Genomic DNA, 18,656 nt, shown 5'->3' with positions numbered 1-18,656 from the left:
CGGTGGTGCCGGTCGCGCGTGGGGCGGGGGGGCGGGGCATGAGCGGCCGCTCATCACCTCCCCGCCCCGCGCGGAGAACCGCTGAGCGGTGGCCTCGTCGACCGGGCTCGAACCGGCGCCCACCCGGTCCCGAGCCGGGAGCTCTACCACTGAGCTACAACGAGATCACGCCCATGACGTACGGCCCCGCCGGCCGGGCTCGAACCGGCGCCCACCTGGATGAAGAGCCAGGCGTTCTACCACTGAACTACAGCGGGCCGCGGTCCTCATTCTCCTCGACGCCGCCTGGTGGGCGCCACAGCATTAACGGTCACGATTCCGGGCGGGCAGGTCGCCGGCGACCACCCCGGAGGCCAGCCCCCGGTGGGCATCGGCGATCATCTCGGGCTTGACGTGCTTGCCGCTGAACACCCCCGCCCGCCGGAGCAGGGCGGCCCAGACCGGGTCGGCGATGCTCACTCCGTGCACCAGTTCGGGCGTCGGCCGGAACACCGCCACCCCGCGCGCGGGCGCGGGCATGGTCCAGCCCGACCGCTCCGGGTCCAGCTGCGCCGTACGGCATGCCGCCTCGACGTCGGCGCGGGAGCAGATCGCGCTCCCGTCCAGGACCTCCCACGGCGGCGGCAGCGCCGCCCACACCGCCGTGTTCGGATCGACGCCACCGCCGCTGCCGCTGTGCCAGTTGACCAGGTCGGCGGCCATCAGCCGCATCGCCTTGCCCGGGCACGCCACGTCCAGCAGGTCGAGTGCGTTCAGCGAGGCCAGGCAGGCCAGCCAGCCCGCGCGGGCCGTGTTGTAGGCGACCGCCAGGTTGTTCCAGGTGGTGGAGTCGTCGCCACGCTTGACGATCATCGTCGTGCGTTCGGTGTGCGGGTTCCAGCGGCCGCGCAGCAGTTCCGCGCTGTGCCGCATGACCGCCGACCACTGGCCGAGCAGCCGTCCCCGTTCCTGTTCGGTCAGGTGTCCCAGGACGTCGGGGGCGGCCCGCACCTGCGCGATCATCCACCAGTCACTGCCGGCCCTGCACCGGTCGAGCAGCAGGGAAGCGATCTCATCGAACGGGTTCTCCCGTCCCGACAGGCTGAACTCCCGGCGTACCTTGCGCCGCGCGGTGTAGTACGCCACGAAGCACGCCGCGTCGGCGTCCGCGGCGAACCGCTCCGGCGCGATGTCCGCCCCGAAGCCGGTGACGCCCGCCATGAGCAGGCGCCGCTTGTCGTGTTCGGCGCCGAGCGTGTCCGCCTTGGCGGCGAGCCTGCGCAACATCCGGAAGCGGCGGTTGTACTGCCGCTTGGACACGTCCACACCCGCGGCGTCCCGGGCCTCCCGGTTCAGCCGGTCGGCCAGGAAGTCGGTGCGCCCGGGCGTCCACCCGATCTCGCGGCCCATGGTCGCCGCGAACTCCAGCAGCGATTCCGGGTCCTCGGGATCGACCTCCACCGCCCGTTCGAACAGCCGGGTGGCCACCGCGACCTGCCGCGCTCCGCCGACCGGACGGGCGTAGTCGGTGGACATCGAGGAGAACCCGCCCTGCCGGCGCGAGGCGTGCCTGGCCGCGCGGTCCAGCACCACGCGCTCCCGCCGCGACAGACGCCCGTCCAGTGCCTGGAGCACCAGATCAGCGATGTCCTCGGGCCGGTACCGGCGGTCGAGCGAGGCGTGCAACTCGACCAGGATCTTCCGGCGGGGCGGTCGGGTACGGTCATCGCGAAACGTCATGCGGTCATCATTCCGGTTGGTCATGGCCCATTTCGACCGGATTATCCGGTCGCCGGCCGCGGCGCACCGGGACGAGGACGAGGACCCGAGCCTCCCCGCCCTCCAACGCCATGTGCCCCCGATGCGCCCTCGGGGCACGCCGACCGGACACGCGACCCGGCTCAGCCCGCCCCCCCGTCGTGTGAGCCGGCCGGTGCCGCTCCGGACATGTCACCAGAGGACAGCCGCCTCGCCCCATCGGTTTGCAGATACCTCGGTGAATTCGCAAAACACAGATAAGTCCGCCAACGGCGTAGACCGCACTCGGTCCTCCCCGCATTTCGAACGGCGGGTTGCGGTGACCCGCAAAGATGATTGCAAAATATGCTATTTCGAACATATAGCACAAAACGACAAATCACCCTTCTTCCGAGGGCGCACGCGAAGCCCCCGCCGACACTCGAACCGGACCGGCACCCGCACCGCGGCGTGCGCGGGCCACGGTCCCGCCGGAGGCGGAAAGGACGTCGTCGGAGCGGAAATCGATCATGGCCGCCGGCAGGACACGCCGCAGGAGACCCCGTTCGGGGCGCCTCCGGTGCCGGAGGTGAGGACGAAGCGGCCCGGAGTACATCACCCGAAAAATAGAATGATCCCGCCTCAAAGCTTTAAGGCGGGATCAAATTCAATTTTCCGGCTAAATGTCCGAATGCGGACATGTTGCGAGGGCGAATTGCCGGGCGGACCCGGCCGGTCTAAGCTTCGCACGTCATCTTTTCCGCTGAAATATCACTCTCATTCAGCGATGATCTGATCCACGGTTCGCCACCGCACCTCTCCCGAAAGGGCCCACCATGTTTCCCGCTCAACCTTCCCCCGACAGCGGCATGCGCGGGGACCGTTCCACCGCGAACTGCACCCCCGGCGCGGTCGCGCCGACCGTCTTCCAGCTGCTGCTGGCGCGCCTGGAGGAGCACGTCAAGGAGGCCGGGATCACGCAGAACGCGGTGTGCGCCGCCGCGGTCGCGGACTTCCTCGCGGCGGTTCCCGACCCCCAGCTCGACACGCTCGCCGCGCCCGCGCTGGCCGTCCTGAACAACCACGTCGACGCGGCGATGCACGCGTGCTCGCCCATGGTCGGCGGCTCCTCGGTCGTGTCCTACGTGTCCATGGTCGCCATCAGGGCGACCAGCTCCTACACGACGGCCAACACCATCGTCGCCGACGACGCCGAACACGCGCGGGTGAACGCGGCGGTACGCGCGCGCGTCGACCCCTACGTCGCCGTGTGCGAGCGGCGGCTCTACCTCAACCACGCGGACGTCCCCGCCGACCTGAAGCTCCTCATCCAGAACCACGCCCCGGGCTCGATCAAGGATCCCCTGGTGGAGGCCGCCGACCAGGTCCTCAACGCGGTGAACACGCCCGGCGATCCCACCCCGGCCGACAGAACCGCGCTGGTCCAGGCGCTGGAGGGCCTCAGGGTGGTCCAGGCCATGTACGCCGGCAAGCTCGCCGTCGGCTCCGGCGCCCAGGGCGGCACCCTGCCCAACATCAGGGTCACCGACGCGTGCAAGACCCAGAAGCACTTCGGCAAACACGTCGAGCGGTTCTACAAGGACGCCCCGACGGGCATGCTCGTCTACGCCGCCCTCGTGCAGCCGTCGCGCAGGCCCCCCGAGGAGCACGTGTCGAACATCGAGGTCACCGAGGACACCGTCGAGCCCGGTCGTTTCTGGATCGGCACCCGGGTGACGCAGTACCGGGCGAACGCCGCGCGCGTGGGCAACAAGGTGCGCCTCTCGGTGATGGACGAGGTCTCGACGGTGGTGCACGAGATCGGGCACCAGGTCGAGTTCTACCTTCCCGTGATCGAGTGGATGCGCCTGCAGCAGATCCTCAGGATGCGCATGGTCGGCCCCCAGCTCGTCAACATCTATCCCAACGCGGACAAGCCCGAACCCGCCTTCGACGTCAGTGCCATGCCGGCGTTCGAGGCGTACTACGCGCAGTCGAACCAGCAGAGAGTCGGGAAGTACTATCCCGCCAAGGTCTACTCCTCCGGTGACACCGAGCTGCTGTCCATGACCGTGCAGTTCTTCAGCCGGCCGGACACCGCGACCCTCATGATCCAGCGCGACCCGGTGCTCGCCGCGACCGTCCTGCGCGCCATCCGCCCCGACGACTTCGCGCACTTCCCCGCCAACCTGCTGGCCCTGCTCCCCACCTGAGCCCCCTCACACGTCGCCGGACCCTCGCCGAGCAGGCGGGCAGACCGCTCCGGGCCGGAGACACCGGCCCGGCCCGGTCGCCGGCTCGGTGGGGCCCTGCCGTGAGCGCGGGGCCGGGCAGGTCGCCGAGCGGCCTCCTGGCCCCGGCGGGCGGGCCGCGGACGGTGCGTGTTCGACCGTCCGTGACCCGCGGGACCTCACGTCAGTTGCGCAGGGTCCACCGCTGGTTCGTGCCGCTGTTGCACGACCACAGAATGATCTTCGTGCCGTTGGCGGTGCCGCCGCCGAAGGCGTCCAGGCACAATCCGGACTGCACACCGGTGACGGTGCCGTTGGAGGTGAGGTTCCACTGCTGGTTGGCCTGCCCGTTGCAGTCCCAGATCACCACCTGGGTGCCGTTCGCGGTGCCCTGGCCGGAGGCGTCCAGGCACTTGTTGCCGAACACCTGCAACTGCTTGCCCGAGGTGTACGTCCACCGCTGGTTGGTGCCGCCGTTGCAGTCCCACAGCTGTGCCTGGGCGCCGTTGGTCGCCGCGGCGCCGGTGACGTCCACGCACCGGCCGGACTGGCCGCCCACGATCGTGCCGTTCTGCTGGTTGCCTCCGCCGTTGCCCTGCCTGACGAGGGACTTCGACTCGGCCGACCGGTTCCCCTGGGCGTCCACGACGTAGAGGCGGTACTCACCGGCCGTCGTCGGGACGGCGATGGTGGTCGCGGTCCCGCCCGCCCTGGTCATCGTGGCGCCGGCGGTGAAGGACGTCGTCCCCGAGGGGGCCAGCCAGACCGCCTTGCTCGCGTCGCCGGCGCTGCGGATGGGAATCGACGTCGTACCGGCGGCGACGAACGTGCTGGCGGGCAGGACGTGGTCCGGCAGGGAGAGATTGCCCTGCGGGACGATGTTCCTGTACGCGTCCTCCAGCCCGGAGTTCACGGCGATGCCGTAGGCCTGCGACGGCCAGACGTAGTCGGAGGACACGAGGATGTCCTGGACCGTGCTGTTCGGCAGGTTCTTGTTGGAGACCTTGTTGATGGGACCGTAGGTCTGCGTGATGCTCAGGTCGTGCTTGCGCCCGAAGTCGTCGGAGTTGACGAGCCAGGTGATGTTCTTGTCCACGCTCAGGACGTTGTCGCGGAAGGTGATGTACGCCGAGCCCTCGTCCGGGTGGAGTCCGTACTTGTGGCCGGACGGGACGCCCTGCATGTAGTTGTCGGTGATCGTGGTTCCCGGCTGGCTGCCCAGCGTGTAGACGGGGGCCGTGTCGCTCAGGCGCTGCACCGTGTCGATGAAGTGGTTGTGGCTGATGGTGTTGTTCTTCGCCGTGGTGGTCGGCCGGTTGGGCGCGATCGAGCCCGACGATCCGTCGAAGTTCCACCAGCCCCAGCCGAGCGTCACGCCGGACCACGGGGTCTTCTCGATGCGGTTGCGCTGGATGGACAGGCCGTCGGCGAAGTACGCCGAGATGGGGCTGTGCCCGTTGAACAGCACGGCACTGTCGTAGAGGTAGTTGTTCCTTATCGTGATGTTCTTGGGCGCCCCCTCGACCTGGACGGGATACTTCTCGCGGTTCGTCGAGGTGTGGTCGCCGATGTAGACGTGCTGGGGATGGCCCACGGCGATGGCGGATCCGGCGATGTCGTTCGTGTGGTTCCCGATCAACTGCGTGTTCACCACGTCGTTGACCATGTTGATTCCGTCGACGCCGGTGTGCTGTACCCGGTTCCTCTCCAGCACGAGCCCGTCGGCGTTGTCGATCTGAATGATGCCGGGCGCCATGTCGACGTTGCGGTAGTAGTAGGCGTGGAAGTTCTGCTTGGCGTACACCTGTGCGCCGAGGTTGCCCTGCTGGGCCTGCTTGAACGCCGAGCCGGCCACGTTGAACAGGTTCCAGTCGGAGTGCTGGACGGTGAGGCCGGAGAAGGTGATGTTCCGGGCGCGGTTGCTCGTGGAGGTGCCGGCGACCTTGAGAACGGTGGACACGTTGTTCGGTGCGAAGACCGACGCGGTCGCCATGTTCTCGGAGCTCGCCTTGTAGTAGTAGACCGTCCGGCTCGTCTTGTCGAAGAAGAACTCGCCCGGCGCGTCCAGGAACTCGTAGGCGTTCATCACCTTGTGGCTGCCGCCGACCTGGGCGTTCCCGTTGAAGGCGCCCTGGGCGATGGCCGCTCCCGGCTGCTGGAACAGGGCGATGCGGTTCGCGCCGTCACTGGTGACCTGCCGGACTCCCACGATGGCCGTGGTCCAGGTCGTCCCCGTCTCCACCTCGATGTCGTCCTGATTTCCGGCGATGGCGGGGAAGTCGTTCAGACTGTATTTCGATCCCGCGCACTGCGACCCCGACTCCCACGCCCAGGACGCCTGCCCCGCCGTGATGGTGTAGGTCCCGGAGCACCCCGCCGACGCGATCGTCTTCGACGCCATGTAGGCGCGCTTGTCGTTGACGTAGAGCGCGCGCAGCTTGTTGGCGCGGTTCAGCGGGGCCTTCCAGATGTTGCCGCTGTGCTGCGTCCACCCGGTGACCTGAACGCCTCCGCTGAGGATCGGCGTCTCGTTCTGGTACGCGGCGTAGATGACCCGGTGCCCGTTCGTCCCGGAGTCGGCCGGCGTGAAGTCGATCGTGCCGCCGACCGGGTAGGTGCCCCCGCGGAGGTACACCTGGATGTCGTCGGTCATGGTGGCGTTCACCGTGCGGACGACGTCCCTCGCGCGCTGCAGGGTCCTGAACGGCGACGTGATCGTCCCGGGGTTGGCGTCGTCGCCGTCGGGGGCGACGTAGTAGGTCGCCTGGGCCGCCGCCGAGGCCGAGGTGTTACCTGCGACGGCCGGCAGCACGGCGGCGGCGAGCACCGCAAGCGCCGCCAACGCCTTCCCGGTAGTGGACGAGACTGACTTCACGCTCTGTTCCTTTCGCTGGTTCCGAGCAGGGTGTTCACGCGCGATCACCCCGCCGTGGCAGAACTCGCCGGGCAGAACTCGCCGGTGCCGGCGGAGCCGTGGCCGGCCGTCCCGGCATCGCGCCGACGCGGGTCACCGTCGCCGGGGCGTGAGAGGTCTTCTCATGACGCGCCTCATGAGTCCATAACAGACATGTCGTTACCGTTCTGTAACGTATGACGTATGCCGACTGACGTCTGGGGGTAATGTCGCATTAACAGGGGCGTCTCGCAACAGTCGGCGAAGCCGGAAAAGGCACGTCCCCGCCCCCCGGGCACCGCGACGCCTGGTGACCTTTCCGCGCCGCGGTGAACCGCTCGCGAGACCCGCCGGGATCCCGCCGGGCGTGCGCGCGGTGCGACCTGGCGGCCCGTGGACCCGATCCGCCAGTTCAAGGACCGATGTCCCCGTCGCCGCGGCGGTCACCGGCCGTCCGGCGCGATCCCCCGCGCGGCGCCCGCGGCACACCGGATCCGCGCCGGATCGGCCGGCTCTCCGAACGGGGTGAGGAACGACGCCGTTCACATCGGAGGCGACGAATCATATTCGTCGATGAAACTTTCATCGACGGAGGAAGCGTTGGCCGCCCGTCGACGCGCGAAGGGCGGACGTCGGTCCCGCGCGGGCCAGCTCGGGCCAGCTCGGGCCAGCTCGGGCCACGGTCCTTCGGGGCGGCGCGTCCCCGTCCGGCCCGGTCGGCGACGGCGCCGGTCGCGGGCGAAGGATCTCCACGACCTCGCAGGGGAGGCGGACGCCCGCTCCGCCAGACCGGGTAGGGAGCGTGCCCGCGACCGTCGCTGGCACCGGAAGCGGCGAGGCAGTAGGTTTTTCGTCGGCCTAGGATGCTCCACCATTCCGGATCGAGGGAGATGAGAGATGGGAGGAGCGCCGGCCGAGGACCTGGCCGAACTGCTTGCCGAACTGAAGCGGCGCAGTGGCCGCAGCTACGAGGCACTGGCACGCCGCACCGGCATGAGCCGTTCCACCGTGCACCGTTACTGCCGGGGCGAGATCGTGCCGGACAGCTACGGAACGCTGGAGCGTGTCGCCAGAGCGTGCGGGGCGAGCAGGGCCGAGCTGGAGGAGCTGTACCGGCGCTGGACGCGCGCGATCGCCTCCCCGGAGCACGCGGCGGGAACACCCGGGCTCGTGCCGTCGCGTCCCCCCGCGGATCCCGACGGGATCGAGGCCACCGGGAACACCCCGGCCCCGGATCGGCAGGTCGCGGGACCGGGCCCACGGGGCCAGGAGGTGGCCGGGGGAACTCCGGAACCGTCGGCGAGCGGCGTGATCCCGTGGCGGTCCAGGTCCTTCGACGTGCGGCACACGACGTTCCTCGGTGTGGGACTGGTGATCCTGTGCGTGTTCGTCCTGACGGCGAGCTCGTCGCCCGCGCCGCGGCCCTCCGGGCGGACGCCGCAGTGGGTGAGCGGCCCCTCGTGGACCCTGCCCGAGGCGGCGGTGCCGCGTACGCTCTTCGGTGTCACCCTCAACACCGGGACCGGGGCCATGCCGACGTTCCGGGTCGGCGCGGTGCGCCTGTGGGACGGCGGGACACGCTGGGCGGAGATCCAGCCGGAGCGGGGCACGTTCGACTGGTCGGTGCTCGACCGGCACGTCGGCGGCGCGGAGAAGGCCGGGCTCCCCGTACTGTTCGTCGTGGGCGGCACTCCCCCGTGGGCCAGTCCCGCAGGCCCCCTGGCCCCCTACCCGGACGGCACGCGAGCGGCACCGCCCGACGACCTGAACGACTGGGACGTGTTCCTGAGCGCCCTGGTGAAGCGCTACACGGGGCGCATCCAGGCCTACGAGCTGTGGGTGCTGGGCAACGACCGGCGATTCTACGCGGGCAGCATGGAGACCCTGGTGGAGATGACGCGCCGGGCCGCCGGGATCATTCGCGCGGCAGACCCCGAAGCGACCCTGGTATGCCCCGGCATGGGGCAGTTGTGGACCGCAGAAGGCCGCCGGGCGTTTCAGCGGTTCGCCGCGCTCGGCGGGTACGGTCACTGTGACGTCGCCGGGATCAAGCTTCACCAGCGCACCCCGTCCGACCCGCCGGAAAGCATGCTGCACCTCGTGACCACCGTCGACCGGGCGTTCCACCGGGCCGGCATCCATCCCCGGCTGTGGAACACCGGCACCACCTACTCGATTCGGCTGCAGGGACCGCTGGACGAGACCAGGGCCAGGAACCACGCCGTGCGCTTCTTCCTCACCGGCCTGTACGCGCGCAACCTCAACCTCGAGCGCATGTACTTCTACAACTGGGGCGGCACCAAGATCCCGATCGTCCTGCAGGCGGTCGGAGGAGTCCCCACCCACGCCGCGCTGGCGGTGGAACGGCTGCAGCGGTGGCTGATCCACGCCGCCAGCCGTTCGTGCGGTCACGGGACGGCCGTCGGCATGCCGGAGAACGTGTGGCAGTGCGAGTTCACCGTCGCCGAGCCCGGGGATCACCACGAGGCGACGATCCGCTGGACGATCGGCGGAACGGCCGAGACCACGGCCGGCCCTCGCGTCCGCGCGGTGAGCCGGTTGGACGGCACCGCGGAGGCCGTCCGGCCGGGGGACACGATCACGATCACCGAAGAGCCGATCCTCGTCGAGTCCCGGTCCTGAGTCCTCGTCATCTGGGACTGGGGCGGGGGCGACGTCTGGAATCCGGTGAACCCCGGGAACAACTGCGACACGCGGAGCGTGAACGGCCACACCTGCAGCTGGAACATCTGGGCCGACACCGACGCGTTCACGCTCCAGTACGAGGACTGCTGGCTGAACTTCCACGGGTCGTGGCGCAGGGTCGCCGCCAACGTCTACACCAAGATCAGCGGCATCGAGACGGCGAAGTGCTACCGCGAGTCGGACGGCGTCAACTGCTACGTCGGCTATGAGCACCGGGTCGACGGAACCGGACGTGTCACCGCCGCTCACGGGAGGCGGGACGGCCCGTCCGACCGGCTCACCGCCGGGTGGCGGCGGGTGAAGGCGACTCACGGCCCCTGACCACACGTACTCCGGTCAGGGGCCGTGGCGTCGCCCGGGGACCCGGCGGCCGGGTGGGTGAGCCCGTCTCCGGGGGTCACCACCAGTGGTACAGCAGGTTCACGGCGAGCGCGGCCACCGAGGTGACGAGGAACCCGGTCAAGTTCGCGAGCGTGCGGGAGCCCACGCGCAGGTGCGCGAGGAACGCGAGGATGAAGTACACCACGAGGCCGGAGGCGGCGAGCGTCCCCAGCATCGGGATGGCGAACCCGCCCAGCAGCCCCAGGGAGCCCGCCGCCAGCACCATGCCCAGCGCCGGGGCCCACGACCGCGGCAGGCCCTTCATGTCCAGCTGGGACTTGGGAAACTCGTGGCCGATCAGGTAGACGACGGCGGCGCTGCCGTTCAGCAACGAGGCGAAGACGGTGACGGTGGCATAGACGGCGAACACGGTTCTCCTTTGTGGTCGTTCTCTTCGGGAACGTCCGCCGAGCACGCCTGCCGGTGCGTCGTCGATCGCCGCGCGTCTTCGGCGTGCGGCGCGGGGTACGACGACCACCCGAGCACGTGCGAGGGGACGGCGTGCGCGTGCGCATGCCGGCTTCCCCTCTCGACCTCGGCGGTGTTCGAGCCTTACGGCCCGGCGTCCCGGTAGTCCGACGAAGCAGCCGTCCCGAATGTCAGGCGGTGCGCCGATCTCGCACGGTCCCTGTTCCGGTCCTCCGGAGCCGCGTCGCCGTGGTGGCGGCGACGAGGGCGGCCGCCGCCGCGTTGACCTGCCGGGTCCGGGGCGTGCGCGCGGGGTTGGCCGCGCTGGTCGCCAGCGCCCAGGTCCCGGCCAGGGCGATGGAGGTGTGACCGTACCGGCTCGTCGCGATGGCCGCGCTCAGGAGGGCCGCGGCTCCCGCCACGGCGAGGCGGGCGGTGTTCCGCCCGGTTCGGGTGGTGGTCGCGAACCTGCCGCGCCGCTGGACCGCGAAGGCGTTGACGACGGAGGCGACGCCCGTCCACCCGAGGAGCAGGCCGGCGCTGTGGGCCCTCAGACGCTCCGTGCCACGCGGCCGGTCGTGCTGGGCCCTGCGGTGCGCGGTGGCGGCGAGGCCCGCGGCCACGGGAAGGATGAAGGGCGTGTAGCGGAAACGGCCCGACTGGGCCGCGATCGACCAGCAGGCGTTCGCCGTGTACGCGCCGGTGAGCCACCATCCGGTGCGCCGGTTGACCGCCGCCGCCGGGTTCACGGCGTGCTGGACGGCGTCGGCGGCGCCGGCCGCGAAGATCGGAGCCCAGATCGCGAAGGCGTAGTCGGGAGGCGTGATCTCGGTGTCGAACTCCTCGGCGCCTTCCCGGGTTCCGGCGAGCAGCGGACCGAGCGTCGGGACGAGAATCATCGCGGCCGCGGCGGCCCCCACGGCGACGGCCCGCACACGGTCCGCCGCCTTCGTGCCGGTCTCGGTATCGGTCGGGACGGTCATGCCGGTTCTCCTTCCGTCGGGTCACGCGCTCTCATGGGTGGCGGAAACGGCCGTACCGGCCGGTGGTGTCATCGCGCGCGACATACCTCTACAATCAAGTCACTTGATTATCAAGCTAAGATAGCATGGAGCCATGGCGAAAGGGAGAACGGGCGAGGAACGCGAGGCGGAGCCGTCGCCGGACGACGTGTCCTGGGCGCTGCACCGTCTCGTGGTCGCGGCGGCCGCGCTGGACATCACGCTGGGACGCCGGCTCGCCCTCAGCCCGAGCGAGTACCAGGCGATGAAGCACCTCATGACCGCCGCGCGCCCGCTCGGCCCGGTCGAGCTGGGAACCCTGGTCGGACTGACCTCGGGTTCGGCGACCACGCTCGTCGACCGGCTCGAACGGGCCGGCCACCTCGCCCGCCGCCGAGACCCGCACGACCGCCGCAGGGTCACCCTGGAGCCCACCTCGGAGGCGTTGCTCACCACCCGGCGGCAGCTGCGCCCCCTCGCCGACTCGCTGAACGACGTCCTGGCGACCTACTCCGCCGAGGAGCGGCGCGTCGTCGCGCGGTTCCTCGACGACGCCGTCGCCACCTATCGCACCTTCAACGGCGACCTCGCCGGACCCGGCCCGGGCGACGCCGGGAATCGTTAGCCCGCCCTCGCCGGCCGGCGCCGACCGAGCCCCCGCTCGACCGTACGGGACCGTGGAAAGACGGCTCCGCCGGCTGCCGTCCACGGCGTTCCTCCGGCCGGGCGAGGGTGACCCCGTGAAGGCGGGCTGCCGGCCGGCTAACGGAGCAGACCTCGTCGATACCCCTCGCCGACGGCGGCGGCGCGGACGCGGACGCGGACGCCGAGCTTGTCGTAGATGTGCAGCAGGTGGGTCTTGATACTGGCCTCGCTGATGAAGAGCCTGGCGGCCGCCTGGCGGTTGGAGGCGCCGTCGGCGACGAGGGTGAGGACCTGGAGTTCGCGGTCGGTGAGGGCGGCCTTGACCGGTCTGCCCACCTGGCCCATCAGACGGCCGGCGACGGAGGGGGACAGGACCGGCTCACCGGCGGCCGCGGCGCGGACGGCACGCAGGAGTTCGTCGGTGGGGGCGTCCTTGAGGAGGTAGCCGGTGGCGCCCGCCGCGATGGCGGGCAGGACGTCGGAGTCGCCGTCGAAGGTGGTCAGGACGAGGGTCTTGATGCGAGGGTGGGAACGGCGCAGGGCGGTGATGGCGGCGACGCCGTCCATCTCGGGCATGCGCAGGTCCATGAGGACGATGTCGACCTCGAGTGCGGCGGCGCGGTCGATTCCCTCGCGGCCGTTGGCGGCCTCGCCGGCGACATGGATGTCGGGCTCGGCCTCGAAGGCGGCGCGCAGGCCGTCGCGGACGATGGGGTGGTCGTCGACGATGAGGAGACGGATCATCGGGGGGTTCCTTGAAGCGCGGGGACGGTGGCGCTGACGGCGGTGCCCTCGCCGGGCGTGCTCTCGATCTCCAGGGAGCCGCCCACGCCGCGGAGACGTTGTCTCATGCTGCTGAGGCCGAACCCCTTGCCGTCGGGGTCGTGGACGCCGGTGCCGTCGTCGCGGATGTCGAGCAGGACGACGGCGCCGGCGTAGGAGAGGGTGAGGCCCGCCCGGGTGGCGCCCGCGTGTTTGGCGACGTTGGCGAGGGCCTCCTGGGCGACCCGGAAGAGGGTGACCTCGATGGCGGGGCTGAGGGGGACGCGGTCGCCGGTCACCTCGACGCGGAGGCCGACACCGGTGGTCCGGGTCCAGTCGCGGGCCAGGGTGGTCATGGCCTCGGGGAGACGGGCGTTCTCGAGCTGGTGGGGCTGGAGGGCGGCGACGGATCGACGGGCTTCGGTGAGGCTGTCCTGCGCGAGGCCGAGCGCGAGGTCGACGTGGGTGCCGGAGTCCTCGACGCGCTGGGCGGCGCGTAACTGGGTGATGATGCCGGTGAGACCCTGGGCGAGGGTGTCGTGGATCTCACGTGCCATGCGCCCGCGTTCGTCGAGGATGCCGGCCTGGCGCGCCTGGGTGAGGAGCTGGGCGTGGAGGTCGGCGTTCTCCTCCAGGGCGGCCTGAAGGTCGCTGACCGCCTTGCGGTATTTGCGCTGCCGGTCCTCGAGCCTGATGCCGGCGATGTGGCCACCGCCGATGGCGAGGGTCTGCACGACGACGATCACCAGGTAGAAGGCGACGAGCTGGACGGTGGCCTGGGACCAGTCGAGCACCGATCCGTACAGGACGACGGAGGTGGCGGCGACGGCGGGGAAGGTCCACCTGGAGGGAGCGAAGTTCGCGGCGAGGAAGAAGCCGGAGATGCAGTAGATGACGAAGATCTGGTCGTGGACGGCCAGCAGCGCGGCGGTGGCCAGGACGCCGATGAAGTGAACGGTGACCGCGGCCCTCCGCCGGCGCACGGCGGCGGGAAGGAGGACGCGGGCGCCGAGAGTCCAGGCGAGGGCCACGGCGGTGAGCACGAGGGTGCGGGGGATCCCGCCTTCGGGCTGCTGCGGTGAGAACAGGCTGATGACGAGGGAGGCGGCGAGGGTGATGTGGGGGACGACCTCGACGGCGTGATCGAAGCGTCGTTCCCAGGCGGAGAGCGGGAAGGGGTCGTTCATCCGGGACGCGGCCCTCCTGTCGGGTACGGACGGGTCTCACCTGACGGCCGACGTGGACGAGTTCAGGCGCATGGGGATCAGGATGGCGTAGCCGTACATGAGCAGCCCTAGGGCAATCATGAAGACGATGGTGGGCCATTGCCAGACCGGCGGGAGATGAAGGGCGAGGAACCATACGCGCTCCTCGACGCCGAAGATCTTCATGACCATGGGCACGAGTCCCTGGGGGAACAGCGGCAGCCAGGCGACGGCGTAGCAGATCGTGACGCCGATGCGGTGCCGGACGGGGAGGTCCGCGGTGGTGGGCTTGTCGGCCTTGGGGGGCGGGCCGTGCTTCATGAGGGTGAGCAGGTCGGTCCCGTGCCTCTCGAGCCTGCGATAGGCGATCCTGCCGAATCCCCAGGCACCGAGAGCGCCGGTCAGCACACCGGTGGCGACGCCGGCCCAGGGGTCGAGGAGGATGGCGCCGGCCGCGGGAAGGGCGGTGGCGGGGACCGCGAGGAGCACGAGCCAGGCGAGGCCGGTTTCGGCGCTCTCGTCGGCGCCGGTGCTGAGCGGGTTGCCGCCGCGCCTGTGGGGGTCGGTGCCGGGGACGAGCGAGGTGACGGCGAGCAGGACGACGATCCCGGCGCCGCCGCCGAGGAGGGCGGGGAGCAGGCCGAGTGTCCACGGCCACGCCCAGGTCTGGCCGCTGACGAGGGTGCCGCCCAGGGAGAGGACGACGGCGGCCGGGCCGACGACGAGGAGCCAGGCCAGCTGGCGGCCGCGTACGTCGGCGCGTTCCGCGCCGGGGGTCATGAGGGTGAGCCACAGGGCGGTCCCGTCGGCGCCGTAGAGGTTCGCCGAGGACGCGGCGGCGATCACGATCGTGATGAGTCCCGTGAAGGGGACCAGGATCCAGACGTCGATGGTGACGAGCAGGAGGGGGGTGACGACGGCGTAGGACAGGGCGGTGGCGAGGAGCTGGATGCGGACGAGGTCGCGCCACCAGGCGCGCAGTTCCTTGGCGGCGACGATGCGGGCACCGCCGGTCGCGGGGAGGGGGCGGGGCGTGCCACGGCGGGGCGGCACACCGCCGCGTGCGGCCGAGACGACGCGCCGCGACAGCAGGCTCGCCCAGACGGCCAGGAGGAGGGCGATCACGCCGGCGTTCGCGGCGAGGACGGCGAGGGCGAGCGGCCAGGGGGCCTCGACGGCGGCCACGCCCCATCCGGAGGGCAGGACGCGGACGAGGACCTGGGACCAGGAGGCGGTGTCGGCGCCGCCCAGGGCCACGGCGGGTGCCCAGCCGTTGCCGCACAGGGCGATGGCGGTGCCGGTGACGATGCCGACGGTGGCCGCGGTGGCGCGGGATCTGACGAACAGGCCGATGAGCGCCACGACGACGCGGGAGATCATCACCATGGTGACGAGCGTGGCGGGGACCGCCGCCAGGCCGATGAGCACTCCGGCCGGTCCGAAGCGCCAGCCGTACACGGGCAGGGACAGCAGGGCGATGAGATTGACCGCGGGCGCGGGGCCCGCGAAGGCTCCGGCGAGCAGTGCCGCCGCGATCCGGCGCGGCGGGACCGGGAGCATGGAGAAGTACTCGGGCCGCAGGGCCTCGCTGCCGCCCCCGGTGAAGATGGGGCCGAAGACCCAGCCGCAGAGCCACACGGCCAGGACGAGGGGCAGGTGGACGGGCCACAGGACGGCCACGGCGATCGTCCCGAAGGCCATGACCAGCCCGAACAGGACGGCGGTGTAGAGGTTGGAGGCGTTGTCGCCGCGCAGGGAGTGGCGCATGAGTGTCAGCCGCATGCGGACCATGTGCCGCGCCAGCGCGGGCAGGCCGGGGGGCGGTCCGGGGGTCAGGAGGTGAGCCATGCCAGCCCCTCCGTTCCTGCGGTGCGGGCGCCGACGAGGTCGACGAAGGCGTCCTCCAGGGTCGCGGCGCCGCGTACGTCGGCCAGCGGCCCCGCGGCCACGACGCGGCCGTCGGAGATGACGCCCACGTGGTCGCAGAGCTGCTCGACGAGGGCCATGACGTGACTGGAGATGATCACCGAGCCGCCGCTGCCGGTGAACCTGCGCAGGATGGCCCTGATCGTGGCCGAGGAGACGGGGTCGACGGCCTCGAAGGGCTCGTCCAGGACGAGCAGGCGGGGCGCGTGCAGGAGGGCGACGGCCAGGCCGATCTTCTTGCGCATGCCGGTGGAGTACTCGATGACCAGGGTCCGCTCCGCGGATTCGAGTTCGAGGACCCGCAGGAGCTCGTCGGTGCGCTCGGCGACGACGGCGGGGGGCAGGCCGCGCAGCAGGCCGAGGTAGGTGAGGACCTCACGGCCGGTGAGCCGTTCCGGCATGGCGTTGCCGTCGGGCAGCACGCCGATCAGCCCCTTGGCCCGGACGGTGTCGCGCCAGACGTCCACGCCGAAGATCTCGGCGCTGCCGGCGTCGGGGCGGAGCAGGCCGACGGCCATGGCCAGGGTGGTGGTCTTGCCGGCGCCGTTGGGACCGACCAGGCCGTAGAAGGACCCGGCGGGGACGGTGAGGTGGATGTCGTCGACGGCCAGGTGGTCGCCGAAGGCCTTTCGGAGTCCGGTGGTACGGAGTGCTGGCTCCTGGTGTGTTGGCATGCCTTGAGAGTCGCGCGGGAGCGGGGGTGACGGATCGCCCGTGCGGGGGGCGGGACGGTGGATTCCCGCATCAACCGATCGGTTGATGCTCGGCCGTGCCCCACGCCCGGCCGCGCGGAACCGTGCGGAAACGGCTCGGTCCCTCCTCCGGCTCCGGCACGAAGGCGGGATGGCGGTGGGCGGCCGGGAAAGAACGGTCCGCCGCGGCGGGACCGAACCGGCCCGGCCGTACGGTCAGTGACGACCGGAGCGAACGTGATCCTGTCATAGGCGGTTGCTACCTTCACGACCATGATGAAGGTCGGTGACGTCGCGGTCGTGCTCCTCCCGCTGGGTGGTTACGGCGCGTGCCAGGTGGGCGGGATCGGCGCCGACGGCTGGGGGACGGTGTGCGCGCTCGACTGGTACTCGGAGGCGATGCCCACACTGGAGGACCTCTCCTCGGCCGTCCCTCTCGTCCTCACCCACCACAACTGGTGGAAGGGGCCGAGGAGAACGAACGCGCTCAGGGTCGACCTCTCCGTTCCCCCGCCACCGGATCTCGTCCGGCTCGGGTGGATGCCGCTCCTTCCCGGTGTCCCGCAGGAGACCGACTCCTACGGCGTCTGGGAGAACGTACCGCTGTCCATCGTCCACCAGCGGCACTGGGACCTGCGGGTGCCCGCGGACGCCAAGGCCGCCTACAACAGGCACGTGCACGATCCGGTCGTGGTCGATCTCGGCGGCGGACCGCTGCCCCTGCGCGCCACGACGTATGATCTCGACCTTCCGGCTCACCTCCCCCGGCTCCGCTGGGCGGCCCTGGACGCGCTGCCCCACCTGACCGCGCTGCGACACTCCGGTTCCGATCGCGGCCTCGCCGAGGCTCTCACCGCCCGGCCCCTCATCGATCAGCTCACCTGGAACGACCCGCCGGACAGCGTCGATCTGAGCACGACGCATCTCACCACACTGACGATCTCCGGCACCGGGCTCCGGCACCTGCGCCTGCCACCCGGGCTGATGGACCTGCGCCTGACGGCCGAACCCCCCGAGGCGGTCGAGGCGGCCGAGAACGGCCGGTGGATCCGGCTGACCATGACCGCCGCGGCCGGTACCGTCCCGGACGGCCTGCACGGAGTTCGCGATCTCGACCTTCACGTGACGGGTGACCTGTCACCGGCCGCGCTGGGAGCTCTCACCGACCTGGAGTCGCTGCACCTGCGGTGGAGCCGGCCCTACGGCCGACTGCTGGACGCGTTCGACCTGAGCGGCTTCCCGCGGCTGCACACCCTGCGGCTCACCGACGCCTACGGCGTCGACGCGTCCTTCCTGCCGCCTTCCGGCGCTTCCCTGCGCCGCCTGGGCGTCGACGGGGTGCGACGCAGCCAGGCCACGCTCCTCAAGGCTCGCCACAAGGGCAACCCCGTCCACGTGACCGTTCGGGGCGCCAAGTCCGACGCCTGGCTGGCGGCCAACGTCGACAACCCGCTGCGTGACTGGGCCGATGACGACGAGCGGGCGGGCACCGCCGCGTGCGAGGCCTACGCGTCCGCCTCGCGCGCCATCGACCGCCTGCCCGCCGGCGATCCCGCCACGGCGGACGAGGCGCGGCCGATCCTGCGGACTCTCGTGGAGAAACTCAACGGGATCGACGAACGCTACGAGATCATCGACACGCTCCGGCGAGAAGAGGCCGCGGACGCCTTCTTCGGCCTGGCGCAACGCGCCGGCGTCCCCGATTCCCAGGCCGGCGATTGGCTCGACGAGTGGCGCGACTTCTGACTCGCGTCGGCCACGCACCTCGTGGTCCGTGGCCGACGGCAGGTCCCGGGCCGGAGCCGTACGGGGCCACCGAGCGAAACTACCGGAGGTGAGCCGGAGCCGTCGTCCGCGCGATTCCTCGACGACGCCGTCGCCACCTATCGCACCTTCAACGACGACCTCGCCGAACCCGGCCCGAGCGACGCCGGGAGTCGCTAGCCGGCCCTCGCCGACCGGCACCGGCACGACGCGGGTCGAAACCCCGCTCGACCATGCGGGACCGTGGAAGAAACGGTCCCGTCTCCCTTGCCGCCCCGCCTCTTTTGCGACTCTGGCACGAATGTCGCATTGGCCATGCTTCGATC

The 18,656-nt window shown here is 70.9% G+C and carries 13 protein-coding genes and 2 tRNA genes; 5 read left to right on the top strand and 10 right to left on the bottom strand.

Features of this window, described 5'->3' with window-relative positions; all coding sequences use genetic code 11:
* Positions 1-89 precede the first annotated feature (89 nt).
* From ACLQ2R_RS14560 to ACLQ2R_RS14550, 3 genes are all read right to left on the bottom strand, one after another.
* A tRNA-Pro gene (locus tag ACLQ2R_RS14560) sits at positions 90-164 on the bottom strand.
* 20 nt (positions 165-184) lie between these two features.
* Positions 185-257 (bottom strand) — tRNA-Lys (locus ACLQ2R_RS14555).
* Between the two features lie 46 nt (positions 258-303).
* A complete protein-coding gene (locus ACLQ2R_RS14550; RefSeq protein ID WP_425960009.1) occupies positions 304-1,719 on the bottom strand; it encodes a hypothetical protein in 1,416 nt (471 codons plus the stop codon).
* A gap of 833 nt (positions 1,720-2,552) precedes the next feature.
* Here ACLQ2R_RS14550 and ACLQ2R_RS14545 point away from each other — a divergent pair.
* Complete coding sequence (locus ACLQ2R_RS14545; RefSeq protein WP_425960008.1) at positions 2,553-3,929, top strand: hypothetical protein; 1,377 nt, start codon at positions 2,553-2,555, stop codon at positions 3,927-3,929.
* A 202-nt stretch (positions 3,930-4,131) separates the two neighbouring features.
* On the opposite strand, the gene ACLQ2R_RS14540 is transcribed toward ACLQ2R_RS14545, so the two are convergent.
* On the bottom strand, positions 4,132-6,822 hold the full coding sequence (locus tag ACLQ2R_RS14540) for a ricin-type beta-trefoil lectin domain protein (protein ID WP_425960007.1): 2,691 nt from the start codon (positions 6,820-6,822) through the stop codon (positions 4,132-4,134).
* Positions 6,823-7,737: 915 nt separating this feature from the next.
* On the opposite strand from ACLQ2R_RS14540, the gene ACLQ2R_RS14535 reads away from it, so the two are divergent.
* Both ACLQ2R_RS14535 and ACLQ2R_RS14530 read left to right on the top strand, forming a co-directional pair.
* Positions 7,738-9,483 (top strand): helix-turn-helix domain-containing protein, encoded by a 1,746-nt coding sequence (locus ACLQ2R_RS14535; protein ID WP_425960006.1) that lies wholly within the window; start codon positions 7,738-7,740, stop codon positions 9,481-9,483.
* A gap of 78 nt (positions 9,484-9,561) precedes the next feature.
* Positions 9,562-9,867, top strand: coding sequence for a hypothetical protein (locus tag ACLQ2R_RS14530; protein ID WP_425960005.1), 306 nt, complete (start codon positions 9,562-9,564; stop codon positions 9,865-9,867).
* Positions 9,868-9,943: 76 nt separating this feature from the next.
* Here ACLQ2R_RS14530 and ACLQ2R_RS14525 read toward each other — a convergent pair whose 3' ends face one another.
* Together ACLQ2R_RS14525 and ACLQ2R_RS14520 are read right to left on the bottom strand one after the other, a co-directional pair.
* Complete coding sequence (locus tag ACLQ2R_RS14525) at positions 9,944-10,297, bottom strand: DoxX family protein (protein ID WP_425960004.1); 354 nt, start codon at positions 10,295-10,297, stop codon at positions 9,944-9,946.
* Between the two features lie 229 nt (positions 10,298-10,526).
* Entirely contained in the window at positions 10,527-11,318 is a 792-nt protein-coding gene (locus ACLQ2R_RS14520) for a hypothetical protein (protein ID WP_425960003.1), read from the bottom strand.
* Between the two features lie 133 nt (positions 11,319-11,451).
* Here ACLQ2R_RS14520 and ACLQ2R_RS14515 point away from each other — a divergent pair, with 133 nt between their 5' ends.
* Entirely contained in the window at positions 11,452-11,961 is a 510-nt protein-coding gene (locus ACLQ2R_RS14515; protein ID WP_425960002.1) for a MarR family winged helix-turn-helix transcriptional regulator, read from the top strand.
* 137 nt (positions 11,962-12,098) lie between these two features.
* Here the strand turns inward: ACLQ2R_RS14515 and ACLQ2R_RS14510 are convergent, their stop codons facing one another.
* From ACLQ2R_RS14510 to ACLQ2R_RS14495, 4 genes are read right to left on the bottom strand one after another with little or no spacing between them, the layout of a single operon-like run.
* Positions 12,099-12,725: a response regulator transcription factor gene (locus ACLQ2R_RS14510; RefSeq protein ID WP_425960001.1), complete on the bottom strand. Its 627-nt coding sequence runs from the start codon at positions 12,723-12,725 to the stop codon at positions 12,099-12,101.
* The gene (locus tag ACLQ2R_RS14505; RefSeq protein ID WP_425960000.1) at positions 12,722-13,930 is read right to left on the bottom strand and encodes a sensor histidine kinase; all 1,209 of its coding nucleotides are present in this window, start codon (positions 13,928-13,930) and stop codon (positions 12,722-12,724) included. Before ACLQ2R_RS14505 ends, ACLQ2R_RS14510 begins: the two co-directional genes overlap by 4 nt.
* Before the next feature lie 36 nt (positions 13,931-13,966).
* The gene (locus tag ACLQ2R_RS14500; RefSeq protein ID WP_425959999.1) at positions 13,967-15,796 is read right to left on the bottom strand and encodes a hypothetical protein; all 1,830 of its coding nucleotides are present in this window, start codon (positions 15,794-15,796) and stop codon (positions 13,967-13,969) included.
* The gene (locus ACLQ2R_RS14495; protein WP_425959998.1) at positions 15,781-16,548 is read right to left on the bottom strand and encodes an ABC transporter ATP-binding protein; all 768 of its coding nucleotides are present in this window, start codon (positions 16,546-16,548) and stop codon (positions 15,781-15,783) included. The genes ACLQ2R_RS14500 and ACLQ2R_RS14495 overlap by 16 nt, the downstream gene beginning before the upstream one ends.
* Before the next feature lie 291 nt (positions 16,549-16,839).
* Here ACLQ2R_RS14495 and ACLQ2R_RS14490 point away from each other — a divergent pair, with 291 nt between their 5' ends.
* The gene (locus ACLQ2R_RS14490; protein ID WP_425959997.1) at positions 16,840-18,312 is read left to right on the top strand and encodes a hypothetical protein; all 1,473 of its coding nucleotides are present in this window, start codon (positions 16,840-16,842) and stop codon (positions 18,310-18,312) included.
* Positions 18,313-18,656: the final 344 nt, after the last annotated feature.

Source organism: Streptosporangium sp. DT93, from assembly GCF_049844535.1.
Lineage (GTDB): Bacteria > Actinomycetota > Actinomycetes > Streptosporangiales > Streptosporangiaceae > Streptosporangium.
Note: the sequence above shows the minus strand (reverse complement) of the source record. Positions and strands in the feature narration are given on the sequence as shown.